Origin of the sequence: Methylotetracoccus oryzae, assembly GCF_006175985.1 — a bacterium.
GTDB classification, from domain to species: Bacteria; Pseudomonadota; Gammaproteobacteria; order Methylococcales; family Methylococcaceae; genus Methylotetracoccus; species Methylotetracoccus oryzae.
On sequence record NZ_SRSH01000009.1, the window covers coordinates 13,431 to 32,974 of the forward strand.

Genomic DNA, 19,544 nt, shown 5'->3' on the forward strand with positions numbered 1-19,544 from the left:
CGGCATTCGGGTGATGGGCGGCCGGTCGATATCCCCCGCTGGCTCGCCTGTTGGCTATCGATTCCGAGCCGGGTACCGTCCTCGACGAAATCCCGTACCTACCCTCCAGCCTCGAATACGCCCGCCACGTCGCAGTTACCACGGATGAGTCGCCTGGCGGGATTCATTGCAGGCGCTTCGGAGCGATCCAACCATGCTGGCTGAAGTTGCGATTACCTCTTTAAGGAGCCCGGATCGCGTGCCGGACGACCCTCGGGGTGTGTGTTCGGGGTCGCCGGGTCCGCTCTGGCTGTGCGCTCACTTCCCGGATCTGTCGCGGGACGTGCTGCCGCTGCCGGCCGATCGGCCGGCAGCCGTGATCGAGACCGCGAAGGGCCGACCGCTGCTCCAGGCAACGAATATCTGGGCCGCCGGATACGGCTTGGCACCGGGCCTGCCTTTGTCGGCCGCGTACGCGCTGTGTCCGGACCTGGTTATTGCCGAGCGCGATCCGGACCGGGAGCGACAGGCTTTGGAGCGCCTTGCCCGCTGTGCGCTCGGTTTTACGCCGTGGGTCAGCCTCGATTTGGCGCCGGCCCTGCTGCTCGAAGTCCGCGGCAGCCTGAAGCTGTTCGGTGGGCTGGAGGTGCTGACGAGCCAGTTGATGGACCGGCTGGCAGCCTCAGGCCACCGCGCAGTGTGCGCGGCGACGCCGTCCCCTTATGCCAGTGCGCTGCTGGCTCGATGGGGACGGGAGGCGGCGGTCGAGCACGTCGAGGAGTTACGTTCGGCCCTCGGCGATCTGCCCGGCGCTGCGCTGGGGCTCGATGAACGCACGCACGAGCGTTTGCTGAAGGCCGGGCTCGCGACGTTGCGCGATCTGTGGCGGTTGCCGCGCGAGGGTCTGGTCCGGCGCTACGGTACCGAGTTGCTGCTGCGTCTGGATCGAGCCGCCGGCCTGCTCGCGACGCCGCTGCGCGAATTCCGCTCGCCGCCCTGTTTCCATGCCCGGTTCGAACTGTCGTCCGAAACCGATCGTCTGGCCTATTTCTTTCCGGCCATCGAGCAGTTATTGCAGCGTCTGAGTGACTTTCTGTACGAGCGGGATGCCGGGCTAACCCGCCTGCACCTTGCCCTGGAGCATCGCGACCGGCCGCCGACCCGCTTGAAGCAGGGTTCGCGCCGGCCCGAGCGCGCTGCCGCGCATTTCGGCCGCTTGCTGCGCGAGCGCCTGGAACGGCTGTCGTTGCCGGCCCCGGTCTGTGCCGTCGCAGTGTCCAGTGCGGCGCTCGTGCCGTGGGCTGCCGTGGCGACGGATCTTTTCGGGCAGTGCGCCGATGAGGCGGCCGATTGGCAGCAACTGCTCGATCAACTGGAGGCCCGACTCGGCCCGCAGGCGCTCAAGCCTTTGGTGCTTCGCGCCGATCATCGGCCGGAGCGGGCCTGCGGCGGTACCGCGCAAGCGCTGGCGGCGCCGTCCAGGTTGGCACCGCGTCCGCTATGGCTGCTAGCCCGGCCGCGTCGGGTGCCGCGCGGCGAACTGGCCGTCATTCGACCGCAGCCCGAACGCATCGAGAGCGGCTGGTGGGACGCGGCCGGTATCCGTCGCGACTACCACGTCGCGACCGACCGGCGCGGCGCGAAGCTCTGGATCTACCGCGAACTCGAGCGTCCCGACCGGTGGTATCTGCATGGCCTGTTCGGATGATTGCGGGGATCTCGATAATTCGGGAATCTCCTATGCCGAGCTCCATGCGCTAAGCAATTACAGCTTTCTGCGCGGTGCCTCCCACCCGGAGGAACTGGTCGCAGAAGCCGCCCGGCTCGGCTATGCCGCGCTGGCCCTGACCGATGAATGTTCGCTGTCCGGGATGGTCAAGGCGCATCAGGAAGCGCGCAAACAGGCCCTGCCGCTGATTATCGGCAGCGAGTTCCGGCTCGAGGATGGGTTCAGGTTCGTGCTGCTGGCAACGAACCGGGCCGGCTACGGGCAGTTGTCGGCCTTCATCACGCTGGGCCGGCGGCAGGCCCCGAAGGGCTGTTACCGCTTGAACCGCGAGCAGTTGGCCGAGCATCCATTAACGGATTGCCTGGCGATCTGGTTGCCGCAAGCCGCCCCTGTCGACGCGGATGGCCTCTGGCTGGCGCAGCGCTTTCCAGGGCGCTCCTGGCTCGCCGTAGAACTGTTCCTGAACGGTGGCGATCGTCAGCGCCTTGCCGAATTGCAGGCGCTGGCTGGTCGTGTCGGGCTGCCTCCGGTTGCCTGCAATGACGTGCATATGCACTGCCGTGAACGGCAGATTCTGCAGGACACGTTGACCGCGATTCGCTTGAAGCGGCCGGTTGCCGAACTGGGTTATGCGCTGTTTCCGAATGCCGAGCGGCACCTGCGCCCGCGGCCTCGCCTGACCCGGATCTACCCGGCGGAACTGCTCGCCGAAACGATGCGCATCGCCGAACGCTGCCGTTTTTCCCTGGACGAACTGCGCTACGAGTATCCGCAGGAACTCGTGCCGGAAGGCCATAGCCCGACCTCGTGGTTGCGGCATCTGACAGAGGATGGGTTGGCGCTGCGCTGGCCGGACGGCGCGCCCGGTAAGGTGCTGAAGCAGGTTGAGCACGAACTGCGGCTGGTCGCAGATATGGCTTACGAGCCGTTCTTCCTGACGGTTCACGATGTGGTCGGGTTCGCGCGGCAGCGCGGCATCCTGTATCAGGGCCGCGGTTCGGCCGCCAATTCGGCAGTCTGCTATTGCCTGGGGATCACCGAGGTGGATCCCGGCCGGCTCGACCTGTTGTTCGAACGCTTCATCTCCCGGGAGCGGGACGAGCCGCCCGACATCGACGTCGACTTCGAGCACGAGCGGCGCGAGGAAGTCATCCAGTATCTCTATCGCAAATACGGCCGGCACCGCGCTGCGCTGGCGGCGAGCCTGACGACCTACCGGGCCAAGAGCGCGGTGCGCGATGTCGCGAAGGCGCTGGGCCTGGGGCTGGCCCAGGTCGATGCGCTGGCGCAGACGCTGGATTATTGGGATAGCTCCGAGACGCTGGCAACTCGCCTTCGAGAGGCCGGGTTGTCGCCCGACAGCCCGACGACCCGGCGACTGCTGTCATTGTCCCAGGCCTTGATCGGCTTCCCGCGTCACCTGTCGCAACATGTCGGCGGTTTCGTGATCGCCGCCGACGAACTGTCGAATCTGGTGCCGGTCGAGAACGCGACGATGCCGGAGCGGACCGTGATCCAGTGGGACAAGGACGATCTGGAGGCCTTGGGGTTGCTGAAGGTCGACGTGCTCGCGCTCGGCATGCTGACGGCGATCCGCAAGGCCTTGGGCTATCTCGAGACCAGCACCGGCCGGCCATGGTCGCTGGCCGCGATTCCGCCCGAAGACCCGGCGGTCTATGCGATGCTGCAGCGGGGCGACAGCATGGGCGTGTTCCAGGTCGAATCGCGCGCACAGATGACCATGCTGCCGCGTCTGAAACCGGCGAATTACTACGACCTCGTGATCGAGATCGCGATCGTCCGGCCGGGCCCGATCCAGGGCGAGATGGTTCATCCGTACCTTGCCCGTCGCAGCGGCAGGGAGCCGGTAACCTACCCGAGTCCGGCGGTCGAAAAGGTGTTGAAGCGCACGCTGGGCGTTCCGATCTTCCAGGAGCAGGTGATGCAACTCGCGATGGTCGCCGCCGGCTTCACGGCCGGTGAGGCCGACCAGTTGCGCCGTGCGATGGCGGCCTGGCGCCGCCGCGGCGAGCTGGACCGCTTCGAGCAGAAACTGCTCGCCGGCATGCGCGCGCGCGGCTATACGGAGCAGTTCGCGCAGCAGATCTACAAACAGATCCGCGGCTTCGGTGAGTACGGTTTCCCGGAATCACATTCGGCTAGTTTCGCGCTGCTGGCCTATGCCTCGGCGTGGTTGAAATGCCACCATCCGGCCGCCTTCGTCTGCGCGCTGCTGAACAGCCAGCCGATGGGCTTTTACGCTCCGTCACAGTTGATTCAGGATGCGATGCGCCATAGTGTCGAGATCCGGTCGTTGGACGTACGTTACAGCGATTGGGACTGCACGCTGGAACCGCCGGAACAGCTCCATCCCGCCGTGCGGCTCGGGCTGCGGCTCGTGAAAGGGCTGTCGTGGGCGGGTGCCGGGCGGATCGTTGCCGCGCGTGCCGCGAGGCCCTATGCCGACGTGCAGGATCTTTCCCTGCGCGCGGCGCTGGATCGCCGCGATCTGGAGAGTCTGGCCGCGGCCGATGCGCTGCACGGACTGACCGGCCACCGCCGGCGGGCCTTCTGGGAAGCGGCTGGCGTCGAGGCGCCGACGCCGCTGTATTCCGAGCCGGCCCGCGACGAGGCAGTGCCGCTGCTGCGCGCGCCGCGCGAGCATGAGGATATCGTCGCCGACTATGCTTCAACCGGCCTGAGCCTGCGCCGCCATCCGCTGGCCTTGCTGCGCCCTCGTCTGGAGCGCCTCGGCATCCGGACGGCACAGGATTTGTGGGGGTTGCGGAATGGCACGGCGGTGCGGGTTGCCGGGCTGGTGCTCTGCCGCCAGCGACCCCAGACCGCTGCCGGTGTCACCTTCGTCACGATCGAAGACGAGACCGGTCATGTGAACCTGATCATCTGGCCGAGCACCGCCGAGGCGCAGCGCAAAGCCTTGTTGCAATCCCGGATCCTGCTAGTCGCTGGTACGGTGCAGCAGGAAGAAGGCGTGCTGCATCTGCTGGCCGGCAAGCTGAACGATCTCGGCGACTGGCTGGATGGGCTGGAGGTTCAGTCGCGGGATTTTCATTGAGATTATCCTCCGGTTCAGGCCCGACCCACAGGGCCCGCAAGGCCCGCTTCGAGGTATTCCGGGAGCAGCGCATTCACTGCGCCGAGGGCTTACAATGGCGCCGGCGGAATTCAACGCGCTGGGGAGAGATGCGGAGCAGCGGATGAGAGAACTGGTCGCGATTGCCTTGGGCGGTTCTGCGGGTGCCGTCGCACGGTTTCTCGTTGCGAACGGTATTTACGCGCTGCTCGGCCGTAATTTCCCGCACGGGACGCTGGTCGTGAACGTGTCCGGGTGCATGTTGATGGGGTTGCTGACCGAGTTGATGCTGCAGCGTTTCGCGCTGGCCACGGAGTATCGGGCGGCTATTTTGATTGGCTTTCTGGGCGCCTACACGACGTTCTCGACCTTTGCGATCGAAACGCTCTACCTGTTCGAACAGGGCGATGTCCTGAAGGCCCTTTTGAACATATTTCTCAGCACCGTGCTGTGTGTCGCCGCGGTCTGGTTCGGAGTCGTTTGGGGGAGGACGCTGTTTGCAAGTGATGTCTACCCTTTGTGGGGGCATGGCCTGCCGTACGGCCGACTGCTGCTGGTTTTGGTCAGCGCGTTCGCGCTCGCCGCCGCCGCAGGCTTCCTGTTCCACTATCTCGGCGTCGCACCGCAGCATCGAGCCATTGCGTTGATCACGATGCTCGGCCTGCTGACCATGGGTTCGACCTTGTGGCTGGCGCTGGCGTTGTCCGAGATACGGCCCGAGTTCCACGGGCTGCTGGGTCTGTTCGCCATCAACGCGTTGTGCGGCGCTCTGATGGTTTGGCTGGGTTCTTTCGCGGGGAACTGGTTATGGCAACTCAACCTGTCACGGTAGCGCGGATCTACACCCGCGAAGGGGAGCACCTGCTCGCCGAGATCATCCGGTACTTGCACGACGATGCCAAGGTGGCCGGCGTCACCGTCATGAGAGGGCTTTCCGGTTTCGGGCCGGACGGCAAAGTCCACACGGCGTCGCTGATGGACCTGTCCATGGATTTACCGCTTGTCGTCGAGTTTTACGATAGTCCGGAACGGGTCGAAAGCATTATCGCCGAGTTGGAGCGCCATCTGAGTTTGCCCCACGTCGTGACCTGGCCCGCGCAGTTATACAGCAAGGCGGACTGACGTCCATTCCTGCCCTTACTTCAATCGAATGATCGGTCTCCCGACGGATTTAGCTGCGCCGAAGCCCGATCGAGCCACCTCTTTTTGTTAGTGCATGCGCACCGGTGATGCCGGTCCGCAATCCGCGAACAGGCGCTGCACGCAGGGCCATTCGGCCAAGGTTTGGGCGACCACCGGATGTGCGACGTTGCGATTCTCCAGGCTCGCGGTAGTTAGCTTGCGGCGACTAGTCATGCCAAGTGGTCGCACACCCAGTTCGGCTTAGTTGGGCGTCCCTCGCGCTCGCGTTACCGTGCGCGCAGGCGATCATGCAGCGCCGTACCCAAACCCCACCTGCGCTACCACCCGCCGGATGCATAACCCCTCGCTCACGTGCGAGCCCACCAACATTGGTACGTCCGCCTGCAGTTCCATCCACTGAGTCAATGCACTCTGCGACCCGGCCAGTGTTGCGATCGAATCCTCGCTCACGATCACTTTCGGCTCCTGCTACTCACCCGGCCTGATTATCGCCGGAATCCTTCGCTTCCTCGTCAGTCGTCCTCCTCATGCCTCACTCGAGACCCGATTGACGATATCAAATAGCTAAATAAATTATTATTTATTCAGGAATTTAACGTGCATAAGAAACCGCATGATCTGCCGATTAATATTGATACGATTTAGCCGTCTACGTTTAACTTTTCGAGTTTATAAAATGCCTGGTTAAAATAGGCGTCATATACAGTCTTTGGTATATTTATTCCGTTTTTTCCGTGAGATATGGCTGTCATTCCGCTAGTGATCATCTTGTTTCTAAAAGCAAGGTATTAACCATATTCACCGGATGTCATCCGGTGGGGCTGGTCGGTTGACTGTGCGAGCATAAATCCGTCGTACACATTCAATTTGAATGCATCGGCATCATTTGATGCACAGCGCTCGTTGCGGGATTCCTGGCTAGGGTAAGGTTACGTCCCGACCATGCACCACACATGAGCCATAGGTACATGCGATCAACTCGCTGTCTACGTTACAACGTATGTGCCGAAGATTCATCAATGCCCAGTAGCAGGGCGATATTCGCGCTGATGCAGTGAAGATTACCGGCAACGTCCTTCTTGTGTTACCGGCGTTTTTGGGCTCATCCTGCGGTTATGTGTGGTCTGATTTCATCGGTATTGGTGTATGGAAACACTTCAGGGAGGGTTTTGCTGGTGATAAATACCTATCTCTAAAGAGATACGTAACGATACCTATTGACCGACATGAGCCGGTTCAATTCCAATGACTATCAGGCTAAGTCAACATTCGCCGGAAAAATGGCGGGAGGGTATCGCTTGTGTAGTGCGTTCGGCTTGTTTAGGGGCGTTTCAGGTATCCAATATTCGGGGGGTGTAATCCGGTCTGCGTAATGATCATATCGTACGTCGTTCGTGCTTTTGTCCGAGTTGGTTCGATGGGTCAGCGTTGGTCGGCGGTAATCTTAGGGATGACAGCAATGTTGACTGCAAAAAATTTTGAGACTCGGGTGTTTTGGGCCGCTCTAATTTCGTTGGGCTCGGTCGGTGGAGACGCGGCGGCTGGAGCTCTCGTCGATACCGCTGCCGAAATCGGTATAGCCGAGACGACCCCGGCGTATCACATGACAGCTGCCGACTACGATGGAGACGGATGGCCGGACATCCTGGTGAATCGACGCTGGACGCTGCCGTTCCGCCTGTATCGCAACGTCGGCGGGAGTTTCGTCGAGGACACTCGCATCGACTTCGGCATACGCGACCGACTGGATTGTCAATGGGGCGATCCGAACGTCGATGGACGGCTGGATCTGTACTGTGGCAGGGGAGCGTCCCACGGCACGGCGACGAAGGCCAATCAGCTGTGGATCCAGCAGCCGGACGGTTCGTTTCAGGACCAGGCGGCGGCCTGGAATGTGACCGATCCGCATGGACGGTCGCGGAGTGTGGTTTGGCTCAACTTCAACGGCGACGGGTTTCCCGATCTATTCGTTGGCAACCACTTTCCCCGCCAGGACGGCATCCCAAGCCCTAATCGTCTTTTCGTGAATCAGGCTGGTAGCCGCTTCAGCGAACTGGTGATTCCGGGGTTCACTGAGGAAATCGGCGGCGCTCCTGCTTTTGCGGTCGACATGGACGCAGACGGCCTTGACGACCTCCTGGTCTGTGGGGCCTCGACGCTGTACGCATTCAGGAATACGGGCGGCACGGGCTTCGTCGACATGACGACAGCGCTGGGCTTGCGGTATTACGCGCGCAGCGCAATCGCCGCCGACGTCGATCAGGACGGTCAGCTCGATCTCGTGGTCACGATCCCGCGCGAGGTTCGCATCTACCCTGGCCAGGGCCCCTGGAGCTTCGGTGAGCCCCAGCGCTTCGCCGGGCAGAATCTCTTCGACACGGTAACGGCTGATGTCGATGGCGACGGTGATCTGGACATCTACGTCTCCAGCACGAATCCGTCGGGTTCGGCGAATCCGGCCGATCTATTGTTACGTAACGGCGGAAGCGGGGTGTTCACGCCCGAGGTGGTGGCCTCGTCGAGCCAGGGCTCCGGTGGGCGCGTCGCCGTTATCGATCACGATCTCGACGGCCGCGCCGGCATTTTGCTGGTGAACAGTCGCGGCGTAGGCGACGGCGGGCCGCTGCAATTCTTCCAGGACTCGCCTCCGGTGCAGCCGTCTACGAATCTGATACCCAATGGTGATTTCGAGACGGGTCGGCTGACTCCATGGGTCAGCTGGCGCGGTGCATTGCAGATCGTGCGCGATGAGACTCGCGGTGGCAGTTGGGTCGGGACTGTCCGTGTCCGCGGCGGCGGAGGACAGGTCATCGCGGCGAACGCCAATACCCGCTATACCCTTCGGGTTTCCGGCAGGGTAGACCTGTCCCACTGGGCCGCGGCGGGTTATCAGTTCCAGGATGCGTCCGGCAAACCGATCGCTGCTGGCAGAAATCTGGCACCATTCGGCACGTCCTACGCGGAGCAAACCGTAAGCTTCGAGACGCCTCCGAATACCACATCAATCTTGGTGCAGATCTGGAATATGGCCGGTGGATCCGTCTATGTCGATGACTTCTCATTGACTGCCCCATAAATCCTTCCTGACGCACGGCGTGCCATGGGATGGGCGCGCCGCGCAGGCAGAGCGCGGTCACTTTCGATCGCGATCACTTCGGCCCGCCTTAATTCGTACGTGAGATTGGCGGGAAGCCGCGGCTGCCGTGCCCTGTACGTTGAATTCGAGCCGGCGCAATTACGGCCGTCTCGGCTTGGCCGGCAAGACTCATACAAGCACCGTTTGGCTGTCTTTGTTCGTAATCACGCAAACTGCAAAAGGCTGAGGTCGAGACGCCCGACATGATCGGGATGGCTGCGCTTTACAGTGGGCAGAACGGGTCGGACTGCATGGAACTGGCTGGCCGAGGCCTGCTGCATGCCCGACCGGATCTTGCCTGACGGCCAGATACGCCGCCACACTCCGGAGCGGATGCCCTGTTCTTGATCAGTCTTCGTTGTGGTCAACAGGTCAATCACGGTTCCTGTCGTCGGGCCGGAATGCTTGGGAGCAGGGGGCGCGTGTTCGCCTTGGTCGAGGTTGCGCCCCATCCGTCGCGTCGGCGACCTTGGTTCCAGCTCAGGTTGCTGCGGACGACCCTGGAGGAAGAGCCGCCCCGCGCTGCCGTCGCCGCTATCCGAGCAATGTCGAGTGACGCCCGCATCGAATGCCCCGGCGCTACCTCGACTTCATTCGGTCTGCATCCGAAGACCGAGTGCCCACCTGTGACGTAAAGATCCTTCGTCGGGGCCGGGGGATATCGGTGCCCGGGGCGGTTCGTGATCCGCGCGTCATCTCAGTTGTGCGTCATCGAGGTAAAGCGTCCCGCCAGCATTGATTTCCATCCAGATATTGAATTGCAGTGTCTGCCCGGTTGTGACCGGCACACTGCCGAGGACGGCTTCGGTCCAGCCGCCGATCGAACTCATCGGGACCGTGTTCTGATACGTGACCTTACCGGTGGCCGTATCGCGTACCTTGACACCCAGGTGCGCCCACTTGATGCCGTTGAGCCGTTGGTACCAGATGGAGAGGGTATAGGCCCCCGGGGGCAGGGCACCCTGGCTCTGGTATAGCATGGTCTTGGTGGCCACCGGGCGGGTGTAGAGGGCGGCTTTCTGCCCGCTGTGAACGTTGGCGCCGGTGATGGTGCCGTTCCCTATGCCCTGCCAACCGGCGAAATCGTTTTCAAAACCCGGATTCGTTAGCCGGTTGGGAGGCGGGCCATCATGGGTGACGGTCGTTACCCCCGAGCCATCGGGGCCGAGGACGATGGTGAAGTCGCCGGAAGGCTCCTTCGTGATAGTGCCCGCGCTTCCCGTCAGCCCTGCAGCCGGAGACCAGTGCGCGCCGTCCACTTCGGCGGCTCTCCCGGTGCGGTATACGGTAAAGATCCTGTCTAGCGTCGCCGCGGCAAATCCGATTCCCGGATCCCGTCCGGAGCGATGTAGGGCCGAAATCATGCCCTCCGATAGCGCCGATGACCAGACACCACAATCGTCCAGTGAGCCGCTGAAGCCATTGGCCTTCTGCCCATCGGCGCCGACCGTAATGCCCCCCCAAGGCAGGGTATCCAGCTTGGTCGCGGAATTGCTCGCGGAGACGGCGAGTGCGACGCCATCGACATACAGCTTGGCCGCCATCATGGTCGCCCCGTGGCCCGGATGTGTGGTCGCGACATGATGCCAGAGGCCATCGCTCAACGTGGGTAGTACGGCTGTCGGTTTCACTGTGCTGCCATGGGCGACCAGGGAGGGTGTTCCGTTGTTCATCTGCAAAGCGAAAGCGCTGGATCCGGCTCCCAGCGAGATGAGGGTCTGCCTGCCGGCGGCGTTCGTATTGATCCAGCACGCGAGGCTGCGTGGGTGGTCCGAGATGATTGGGTTCAGGTGGACTGGTGCCTTGGCAACGGGAAGTTCGATGTAAGACGGTGATGCGCCGGAAAATCGCCCTGCGTTACCAATTATCCCCCCTGTGCTCGTAACGTTCTTGGCGAGTCCGTAATAGTATTCAGATAACTGCCCGTTGTTGGGAATGTTGCTCGAGTAATCCGTTCCGTCCATGTTGTAGTTGAGCACGATTCCGGCGCGGTCTACTGGCTTAAGATTGCCTGTTCCCGTGATCACGTTATTGCCGTTGTCAGCGCTCTTGGTTATGGTCATCGTGCCGGTGGTTTCGAATGTCGTATAGGTTGTATCCGAGTGCTCGCGAAGCTGTATGTCGATCCGGTTCTCTGTGACGTCAAACAGCAAGTGCGAATGGCTATATCCCTTGAATCCATTGACCAGTTGTACGGTTCCGCTGCTTTCATCGACGGATGGGGTAAGTGAATGGACTTCGCCGGTCAGATACACGTCCACCTTATGCTTGCGGATGACCTGCCAGAGGGATGACCTTTCGGCGCCTTTGATAATCATCGCGCTCGTGTCGATCAGATTTATGGGCAGAATGGCTGGCGTATGCCCGGCAACAACGATGAAACGGATATCGGACAGGTTCCTTCCGGCGGCAAGCACGGCATCGAGCCAGTTGAGGTGATCGCCAACCAGTTCGGGCGAAGCAACGCCGGTACGTGGGTCGAGCACTTGGCTTTCGCCTTCGAAGCGAAAGACATCGAGAACGACGAAGAGAATGTTGTTCTTGATGAATGCATAGGATGTGTTCGCGTACGGTGTACCGACGGGCCTTTGTCGTACCGCGCCGATCCAGCCGTCATAGCGGGATGAGCCGTCGGAATTCAGCGTAAACGCCTTGGCAAAGGCTTGTTTGAAATAGATCATCGCACGGGCTTTCTCCGACCCTGAAGGCCAGTTGTTATCGCCCAGTTCGTGGTCGCCCGGTGCGCTGATCAGGGGAAGGCCTGCCGGCGGATCTTCGAGACGGCGCTTGATGTCCCCGTAGCAGACCTGTGCGCAATTGTCGATGAAATACGGCAATGAGAAAGTGCCATTGGGAAGTATGCCATAGGTCGATCGGGTATTCTGGTTACTGAGCCAGATGCCTTCAAACAAGTCGCCTGTTTGAATGATGAACTGCGCGCCACTGTCGTGAAAATCGAGTAGTTGTCGATGGTCACGATTGACTACCGCGGTTGGTGCCGGACCGTATACTGCATCGTTGGAATGGATGTCGGAGGTGGCTCCAAAGATCCACGCCGACACAGGTATCGGAAAAAGACATAAATACCCAGTCAGGAGCGATGCGAAGCTCGTATTTACGTGGTTCATGGGTGGGTATCTCCATTGCAGGTTTCCAGGCACACTTATGCCTGGTTGAGACTTTCCTAAAGTGATCTCGAATTGACGTCCGGTTTTCTTGTTGTCCGGGGTTTGGCTAAGTTCTCACTAAAACTTGTCGTCGCCGAAACAAGTCAAGCACTTAGGGTTTAGTCCGTAAATGGGCGTGATTACCTAAGAAAATGCTCCCAGTGAACGGAAGGAGTAGGGAAACTTTACGACGCAGGTAGGTCGGCGGGCGCTGGCGACGATACCCTCTCGCCGGAGCTCAGACGATGAGCAGCAGCGCGCCGGGCGGCACGACGTGCGCAGCGTCGTTCGATCGTTTACCCTGCCCGTCTGGAGGGCGCGATCGTCGAAATGAGCCTCTTGGTAGACACACGGTTTCCTGGATGGGCCCGAAAAGGGCCCATCCCGATGCCGCCGCTCGATGGGACTGGGCTAACATGGCGGCTCCAGAAAATTCCGGAGTCGATCCCAATGGAAGAGGCACTGCGCAAAGCGGCGCTCGATTATCACGAGCACCAGAAGCCGGGCAAGATTTCGGTCGCGCCGAGCAAACAGCTGACGAACCAGCGCGATCTTGCGCTCGCATACTCTCCCGGCGTCGCAGCTGCCTGCGAAGAGATCGTCGCGGACCCGGCCAACTCGTACCGCTACACGACGCGCGGCAATCTGGTCGGAGTCATCACGAACGGCACGGCGGTGCTCGGGCTCGGCGACATCGGCCCGCATGCTGCCAAACCGGTCATGGAGGGCAAGGCGGTACTGTTCAAGAAGTTCGCCGGCATCGATGTGTTCGATATCGAGATCAGTGAGCGGGACCCTGACCGACTGGTCGACATCATCGCCAGCCTGGAGCCGACCTTCGGTGGCATCAACCTCGAGGACATCAAGGCGCCAGAGTGTTTCTACATCGAGCGCAAGCTGCGGGAGCGAATGAAGATTCCGGTCTTCCACGACGACCAGCACGGCACCTCGATCATCGTCGGTGCGGCCTTGCTGAATGCGCTAAAGATCGTCGGCAAGCCCATCGAGGAGATCCGCATCGTGTCGTCCGGTGCCGGTGCCGCGGCGCTGGCGTGCCTCGATATGCTGCTCGTGCTGGGCGCGCGGATGGAAAACATCCTCGTGACCGATATCAAGGGCGTCGTCTACGCCGGTCGCGTCGAGGAGATGGACGACAACAAGGCGCGGTTTGCCAAGGATACGTCGGCCCGGACGCTCGCCGAGGCCATCGGTGGTGCCGACGTGTTTCTCGGCTTGTCCGCGGGCGGCGTGCTGAAGCAGGAGATGGTTGCCCGGATGGCCGAGCGCCCGATCATCTTCGCGTTGGCGAATCCGACACCCGAGATTCTGCCCGACGAGGTCAAGGCGGTGCGGGATGACGCGGTGATCGCGACTGGCCGTTCGGACTATCCGAATCAGGTCAACAATGTGCTGTGCTTCCCGTTCATCTTTCGCGGTGCGCTCGACGTCGGTGCGACCACCGTGACCGACGAGATGAAAAAGGCCTGTGTCGAGGCACTCGCCGGACTCGCCCAGGCGGGCCAGGCCGACCGTGTGCGCGAGGCCTATGGGACCGAGACGCTGACCTTCGGGCCGGACTACATCATCCCGAAGCCCTTCGATCCGCGTCTGATCTCCGAGATCGCACCGTCGGTTGCACGCGCGGCGATGGCATCGGGGGTCGCGACCCGTCCCATCGCCAATTTCGAACAGTACCGGCAAAGCCTGATCGAATTCGTTTATCAGACCGGCCTGGTCATGCGCCCGGTGTTCGCCCAGGCGAAGCGCGAACCGAAGCGGATCGTGTTCTGCGAAGGCGAGGACGAACGGGTACTCCAGGCGGTCCAGGTCGTCCTGAACGAGGGACTGGCGCAGCCGATCCTGATCGGTCGCCCGGCTGTCGTGCACAAGCAGATCACGCGCCTCGGCCTGAGCCTGCAGCCCGGCAAGGATTTCGAACTGGTCGATCCGGATGCCAACCCTCGCCATGAGGAATACTGGACCTGGTATCACCAGCTGATGTGGCGTCGGGGCGTGTCGCAGGAACTCGCCCAGCGGGAGGTTCGTCGGCGCACGACCCTGATCGGCGCGATCATGGTTCGCTTCGGGCTGGCCGATGGCCTGATCTGCGGCACCTTCGCGCAGTACGGCCTGCATCTCCGTTACATCCACAACGTCATCGGACACAAGCCGGCGACCCGGAACTACGGCGCCATGAATGTACTGATGTTGCCGGACCACACCCTGTTCATCTGCGATACCTATGTGAATCCCGATCCGACGGCCGAGCAGCTCGCGGACATCACGGTGCTGGCTGCCGAGGAGATCCGCCACTTCGGCATGACGCCGAAAGTTGCGCTGTTGTCGCACTCCAGTTTCGGCACCCATGAAAACCCCAGCGCCCAGAAGATGCGCGACGTGCTGCGGCTGATTCACGACATTGCGCCCGAATTGGAGGTAGAGGGTGAGATGCACGGCGATGCGGCGCTGTCCGGCGACATCCGGCAGCGTGTTTTTCCTTACGCGCGCATGCACGGCCAAGCGAACCTTCTGGTCATGCCGACGCTGGATGCCGCCAACATATCGTTCACCTTGTTGCGCGCAGCCGCGGCTGGCGCGATTACGGTCGGCCCCATCCTGCTGGGTGCCGCCAGGCCGGCCCATATCCTGACGCCGAGTGCGACGGTGCGCCGTATCGTCAACATGACGGCGTTCACCGTTGTCGGCGCGCAGGCGGCGGAGTCGCACGAGAGCGCCACTCAGGCAAGCCTGCGCATTCGTTGACGAGCCGGTGTTCACCACCGTCGATCCGTACTCGGGAGAGCCGCTGGCGACCTATCCCGAAATGACGCCGGCCGCACTGGAAGATGCGCTGGAGCAAGCTTACGTGGCACAGCTGACGTGGCGCCGCTGGACAGCGCGGGAACGCGCCGAGCGCGTGTTCCGGCTCGGTCATTTGTTGCGCGACGGCCGCGACCGGTACGCCGACCGGATGGCTGCCGAGATGGGCAAGGTATTGCGGGAGGGCTGCGCCGAAATCGAGAAGTGCGCAAAAGCCTGCGAGTTTTTTGCGGAACGCGCCGAGGAGTGGTTGCGCCCCGAGGCTGTTGCAACCGAGGCATTCGACAGCCATGTGGATCTGCTGCCGCTCGGCGTGGTGCTCGCGATCATGCCGTGGAACTTCCCGTTCTGGCAGGTGCTTCGCTTCGGCATTCCCGCGTTACTCGCCGGCAACGGCATTCTGTTGAAGCATGCGCCGAATGTGTTCGGCTGCGCGCTGGATATCGAGCAGCTGTTTCGCGCAGCGGGGTTTCCGGAGGGTCTGGTTCGCGCACTGTTGATTGATACACCGCGGATTCCGCAGGTGATCGCGGACCGGCGAGTGGCCGCGGTGACCATCACCGGTAGCTTAAGGGCAGGACGCATCGTCGCGGGTCTGGCCGGTCAGTCACTGAAAAAGTCGGTGCTCGAACTCGGCGGCTCCGATCCGTTCCTGGTGCTCGAGGATGCCGACGTTGAAGCGGCCGCGTCAGCGGCCGTGGCGTCGCGCTTCCAGAATTGCGGGCAGGTCTGCATCGCGGCCAAACGCCTGATTGCGGTCGAAGCGGTGCGGGAAGCCTTCGAGCATGCGCTGCTGGAGCGGCTTGCGGCGCTGCGCGTCGGCGACCCGCGAGCGGCGGAAACCGATCTGGGGCCGATGGCCCGCGGCGATCTGCGGGAGCAGTTGCACGGCCAAGTCGAGGCGGCGCGGAAGGCGGGTGCCCAGCTTGCGCTGGGTGGGCGCGTGCCTTCCGGACCGGGCTTTCTGTACCCGCCGACCTTGCTGACCCGGGTGATGGCCGATGCGGCTGTTGGGCGTGACGAAGTATTCGGCCCGGTGGCGGTGTCGATCGGGGTTCGCGATGAGGCCGCGGCGATCCGCGTGGCCAATGCGAGCGAATATGGGCTCGCGGCATCGGTCTGGACCCGGGATCTCGAACGGGGTGCATGCGTGAGCGCCCAGCTGGATGCCGGCGCGGTGTTCGTCAATCGTGCGCCGTTCTCCGATCCTCGTCTGCCTTTCGGGGGGGTCAAGCAGTCCGGCTATGGCCGGGAACTGTCCCGTCAGGGCATGCTCGAGTTCTGCGCATCCCGCTCGGTCTGGATCGACCCTGCCTGAATCGGGACGTACCGGGACTAGCAGTTTGGGTGCTTCGGCACCGCGTTATTCGCCCGACCTCCCTCGCTGCACGTCAAAAAACTGCCGCTAGCAGCTATTGCGGCGCCGCCTACGATCTCAGACAATGGCGCCCTCCCGGACCGCGCCTAAATCACGGGGCGGTGCTGCGCGCCGCCGCAAGACAGCGAGGAGGTAATCCCATGTTGCGACAAATCAGCGTCCGCAGTTACATGACCACGCGTCTGGTTTCGTTCACGCCGGAGATGAGCGTCTACGAAGCGATCCGCAAGATGCTAGAGCACAAGATCACTTCAGCGGTCGTCATGGACGACCATGGCAAGCTGGTCGGTTCTTTTTCCGAGTCCGATTGTCTGCGGGTCGCCTATCATGCGGGCTACCATGAGGATCCGGGCGGTAAGGTACGTGATTACATGGCCACGGATATCCCGGTCATCGATCCCGAAACCAGTATCCTCGATGTCACGGAAATGTTCATGCGGGAGCCTTATCGCAGCTATCCGGTGATGGAGGACGGCGTGCTCGTCGGAGTGATCAGTCGTGTCGATGTCCTGCGAGCGCTGATTGCCATGGCATGACGGGACGGCATGTGCCGGCGGCCCGATCGATTAAGTCGGGATGTTCGGGCCGGGTTGAGGCAGGACGCGTGTTCGCGGGCCCGCCAGCGGGCCGTCATCAAATCGCGTGACAGAGAGGGTTCATGAGCGAGTCGGGGCGGAGAATCCCCTGGAAGATCATTCTGATCGCGACGGTGATTGCCGCGATCCTGTTCGGCGGCGAAATGCTCGTCACGTTGTTCGTGGAGTTCGTCGAACTGCTGGTCGATGTGACTCACACGGCTTTCATGCTGTTATTGGAGAAGGTCTTCGGCCTTCCCTACGAAAAGGCGCAGGGCCGCGCCGCATGGATGAGTGTCGGCCTGCTCATCGCGCTTGCCTTGTTCGGCGCCTGGCGGTTGACCCCATGGATCAAGCGGGTCTCGGGCGAATGCCGACAGAGTGTTCACGATGCTCGCGCGGCCCTGATCGATTTATGGCGGTCGGCACGCTGGTATCAGAAGCTGCTCTACCTGGCAGGTGGTCTGATCGTTCTGGCGATGCTGTTGATGGTGGTCTGAAGTCTTTGCGAAGCCTCTGAAAAAAGGCGCTCCCGGCTGGGTTCAGACTCGGCGTGACAAGATGCGGTTCGCGTTGCCAGACGAGACTGGATGTTTACCGCCACGGTTCTTGGCGATGGGACTCTCTACCGCAGAAATCGCTGAATGAGTCAGTTCGTCTTCGACCGACATGCCCCGCGCCCCGTCGAATGCCGCGGTTTTTGCCTGACTGATTTAGCCGTTTCCCCAACAAACCATGCGTTACCGTGAAAATTCGGCCGAGCAGGTCGGTGCCGCTGTCGATGAACAGATGATGCTCGGCACAGCGTCGTACTCGTTGCTGGCCGGCTTGCTCCTTTGTGCTCTGGGTTTGCGAGCGCGAAAATACTGGCTCGCCATGATGGGGGCCGTTTTCGTCGCCAGCAGTTCCGCTTATCTGTTTTCGCGCCTGTTCTCTGGATGACGCGCGACCGCGTAGGACGGAACAGCCTTGCGGGCAGCTGCTGCGCGCGTTGAGATCGGAGTCATGACCACCCGAAGGCTTGCCCACGGCGGCGTAAGGTGGGCGGACGGTATCGCGCAATCACTGTCTGAAGAGCGCCCCCGATGTAACCAGAGCATCCCTGTCGCGGGGCCCGCAAAAAGCTCGGGCCGGGAAATTCAGTCGGGTCGACGACCCGTTCCCGGTGTGGGCTGGCTGATCGCCCTGATGGGCCTCCCCGTTGCTGCGTGCACCGATTGAAAGGCAACCGAAAAAAATCGATTGGCCAAAGCACACGAAGCAGGATAAGCTGTTAAGCGGTTAGCTGCTTCGCAGGCCAAATCCCCGGCTGTTCCGGTTTAGCTCTCATGGCAGAGCGCCCGGATGGCTGTATGCAAAGCCCACCTGATCCTCCAAGACCCTCCGTGGTAATCCTGGCTGCTCGCTGAATCCGGTTCGGCTGCCCGATGCCACGGGATCGTCGATCGCGTTCAGCGCTTGAGCTGCGCGCTGGCAACTCGAGGAGTCGCAGTCTCCCAACCTGTATTGGGAGAGTTTTGTGGCGTGATTTGGCGAGACGCGCCTACGAACGCCCCGCTTACATTCCCAGTGGACTATCGACGGCTTCTCCGCGACGGAACTCATCGTCGTGTCGTGGTCGGGTTCACCGAATCTGAGCGATCTATTTTGCAATACCCGGCCGGACCGGGAAGCCGACGACTGCGAAAGCCCCGCTCTCGCGGCGCGGCCCTGTGTTTCGGCACACGATGGAGGACCGTGCTCATGCTTCGAATTTATATTGGCAATCTTCCCCCCGACGTCACTGACGGCGAATTTACCGAGCTTTTCGCTGCCTACGGCCGCGTTCGTTCGATCGAATTGGTGCGTGATATTTTCTCGGGCCGTTGCCGCGGCTTCGGGTTCGTCGAGATGGAGGGCCACGAGGCCAGGGCAGCCATCGCCGGCCTGGATGGATATAATCTGCGCGGTAACAGTCTGCGGGTCAACGAAGAAAGGCCGCGCGCGCGCCGCGGCAGTGGTGGCGGTCGCCGCCGTTAGGCACGCCGGTTGTGGCTCCCTGTCGCCTTGGTTTGGGCCGGGTTTCGTGATCGGCGGCGTTTTCGCACTTGGCGTGTTGGATTTCTGGAGTGTCATTTATGAGCAGTAAGTTATACGTCGGCAACCTGAGCTACGACACGACCGATCAGGAACTCGAACAGTTGTTCGGTGCCTACGGCAGGGTCCAGTCGGTCCAGGTGATCATCGACCGGGCTACAGGGCGATCCAAAGGCTTCGGGTTCGTGGAGATGGGCAGCGATCAGGATGCCAAAGCGGCAATTGCCGGCATGAACGGAAAGGAAGTTGCGGGGCGCCGGTTGACCGTCAACGAGGCGCGTCCGCAGCAGGATCGCGGCGGCTTCGGCGGCGGTGGCGGAAGACGTTACTGAGCCTTACCGTCCTTACTCGTTTCATCCCGAGAGGGGCGACGGCCAGATAGGTCCGAGCCCCTCCAGCCACTCGAAATAGTGCCTAGGCGCAGAAGGCACGGTAACCATTCACCCT

The 19,544-nt window shown here is 61.9% G+C and carries 14 protein-coding genes; 12 read left to right on the forward strand and 2 right to left on the reverse strand.

The window, feature by feature from the left end:
- Positions 1 to 193 precede the first annotated feature (193 nt).
- The 5 genes from BWR02_RS10380 to BWR02_RS10400 all read left to right on the forward strand — a co-directional run bounded on the left by BWR02_RS10380 (position 194) and on the right by BWR02_RS10400 (position 9,021).
- On the forward strand, positions 194 to 1,687 hold the full coding sequence (locus tag BWR02_RS10380; protein WP_139557675.1) for a Y-family DNA polymerase: 1,494 nt from the start codon (positions 194 to 196) through the stop codon (positions 1,685 to 1,687).
- Positions 1,671 to 4,784 (forward strand): error-prone DNA polymerase, encoded by a 3,114-nt coding sequence (locus tag BWR02_RS10385; RefSeq protein WP_139557678.1) that lies wholly within the window; start codon positions 1,671 to 1,673, stop codon positions 4,782 to 4,784. The genes BWR02_RS10380 and BWR02_RS10385 overlap by 17 nt, the downstream gene beginning before the upstream one ends.
- A 142-nt stretch (positions 4,785 to 4,926) precedes the next feature.
- Positions 4,927 to 5,634 (forward strand): fluoride efflux transporter CrcB, encoded by a 708-nt coding sequence (crcB, locus tag BWR02_RS10390; protein WP_139557679.1) that lies wholly within the window; start codon positions 4,927 to 4,929, stop codon positions 5,632 to 5,634.
- Positions 5,610 to 5,924, forward strand: a complete 315-nt coding sequence (locus BWR02_RS10395; RefSeq protein ID WP_139557681.1) for a putative PII-like signaling protein — start codon at positions 5,610 to 5,612, stop codon at positions 5,922 to 5,924. Before crcB ends, BWR02_RS10395 begins: the two co-directional genes overlap by 25 nt.
- A gap of 1,624 nt (positions 5,925 to 7,548) precedes the next feature.
- A complete protein-coding gene (locus BWR02_RS10400; RefSeq protein ID WP_162560102.1) occupies positions 7,549 to 9,021 on the forward strand; it encodes an FG-GAP repeat domain-containing protein in 1,473 nt (490 codons plus the stop codon).
- A 224-nt stretch (positions 9,022 to 9,245) separates the two neighbouring features.
- On the opposite strand, the gene BWR02_RS10405 is transcribed toward BWR02_RS10400, so the two are convergent.
- The gene (locus BWR02_RS10405) at positions 9,246 to 9,461 is read right to left on the reverse strand and encodes a hypothetical protein (protein WP_139557684.1); all 216 of its coding nucleotides are present in this window, start codon (positions 9,459 to 9,461) and stop codon (positions 9,246 to 9,248) included.
- A gap of 312 nt (positions 9,462 to 9,773) precedes the next feature.
- Entirely contained in the window at positions 9,774 to 12,209 is a 2,436-nt protein-coding gene (locus BWR02_RS10410; RefSeq protein ID WP_139557686.1) for a LamG-like jellyroll fold domain-containing protein, read from the reverse strand.
- 489 nt (positions 12,210 to 12,698) lie between these two features.
- Here BWR02_RS10410 and BWR02_RS10415 point away from each other — a divergent pair, with 489 nt between their 5' ends.
- The 7 genes from BWR02_RS10415 to rbp all read left to right on the forward strand — a co-directional run bounded on the left by BWR02_RS10415 (position 12,699) and on the right by rbp (position 19,429).
- Positions 12,699 to 15,011 (forward strand): NADP-dependent malic enzyme, encoded by a 2,313-nt coding sequence (locus BWR02_RS10415; RefSeq protein WP_139557688.1) that lies wholly within the window; start codon positions 12,699 to 12,701, stop codon positions 15,009 to 15,011.
- Positions 15,012 to 15,018: 7 nt separating this feature from the next.
- The gene (locus tag BWR02_RS10420; RefSeq protein WP_139557690.1) at positions 15,019 to 16,386 is read left to right on the forward strand and encodes an aldehyde dehydrogenase family protein; all 1,368 of its coding nucleotides are present in this window, start codon (positions 15,019 to 15,021) and stop codon (positions 16,384 to 16,386) included.
- 200 nt (positions 16,387 to 16,586) lie between these two features.
- Entirely contained in the window at positions 16,587 to 16,982 is a 396-nt protein-coding gene (locus BWR02_RS10425) for a CBS domain-containing protein (protein ID WP_139557691.1), read from the forward strand.
- Between the two features lie 122 nt (positions 16,983 to 17,104).
- Entirely contained in the window at positions 17,105 to 17,521 is a 417-nt protein-coding gene (locus BWR02_RS10430) for a hypothetical protein (protein WP_139557693.1), read from the forward strand.
- 235 nt (positions 17,522 to 17,756) lie between these two features.
- On the forward strand, positions 17,757 to 17,963 hold the full coding sequence (locus BWR02_RS10435; RefSeq protein ID WP_129883781.1) for a hypothetical protein: 207 nt from the start codon (positions 17,757 to 17,759) through the stop codon (positions 17,961 to 17,963).
- Positions 17,964 to 18,764: 801 nt separating this feature from the next.
- Positions 18,765 to 19,040: an RNA recognition motif domain-containing protein gene (locus tag BWR02_RS10440; RefSeq protein WP_139557695.1), complete on the forward strand. Its 276-nt coding sequence runs from the start codon at positions 18,765 to 18,767 to the stop codon at positions 19,038 to 19,040.
- 98 nt (positions 19,041 to 19,138) lie between these two features.
- On the forward strand, positions 19,139 to 19,429 hold the full coding sequence (gene rbp, locus BWR02_RS10445; RefSeq protein WP_139557697.1) for an RNA-binding regulator: 291 nt from the start codon (positions 19,139 to 19,141) through the stop codon (positions 19,427 to 19,429).
- The last annotated feature ends 115 nt before the right edge of the window (positions 19,430 to 19,544 follow it).

Excerpts from the sequence above, each read along its gene's own strand:
- BWR02_RS10380 (WP_139557675.1), top strand. The coding sequence starts at position 194 with ATGCTGGCTGAAGTTGCGATTACCTCTTTAAGGAGCCCGGATCGCGTG.
- BWR02_RS10410 (WP_139557686.1), bottom strand. The coding sequence starts at position 12,209 with ATGAACCACGTAAATACGAGCTTCGCATCGCTCCTGACTGGGTATTTA.
- BWR02_RS10440 (WP_139557695.1), top strand. The coding sequence starts at position 18,765 with ATGCTTCGAATTTATATTGGCAATCTTCCCCCCGACGTCACTGACGGC.
- BWR02_RS10430 (WP_139557693.1), top strand. The coding sequence starts at position 17,105 with ATGAGCGAGTCGGGGCGGAGAATCCCCTGGAAGATCATTCTGATCGCG.
- BWR02_RS10415 (WP_139557688.1), top strand. The coding sequence starts at position 12,699 with ATGGAAGAGGCACTGCGCAAAGCGGCGCTCGATTATCACGAGCACCAG.
- rbp (WP_139557697.1), top strand. The coding sequence starts at position 19,139 with ATGAGCAGTAAGTTATACGTCGGCAACCTGAGCTACGACACGACCGAT.
- BWR02_RS10385 (WP_139557678.1), top strand. The coding sequence starts at position 1,671 with ATGGCCTGTTCGGATGATTGCGGGGATCTCGATAATTCGGGAATCTCC.
- BWR02_RS10400 (WP_162560102.1), top strand. The coding sequence starts at position 7,549 with ATGACAGCTGCCGACTACGATGGAGACGGATGGCCGGACATCCTGGTG.
- BWR02_RS10425 (WP_139557691.1), top strand. The coding sequence starts at position 16,587 with ATGTTGCGACAAATCAGCGTCCGCAGTTACATGACCACGCGTCTGGTT.
- crcB (WP_139557679.1), top strand. The coding sequence starts at position 4,927 with ATGAGAGAACTGGTCGCGATTGCCTTGGGCGGTTCTGCGGGTGCCGTC.
- BWR02_RS10395 (WP_139557681.1), top strand. The coding sequence starts at position 5,610 with ATGGCAACTCAACCTGTCACGGTAGCGCGGATCTACACCCGCGAAGGG.
- BWR02_RS10435 (WP_129883781.1), top strand. The coding sequence starts at position 17,757 with ATGCGTTACCGTGAAAATTCGGCCGAGCAGGTCGGTGCCGCTGTCGAT.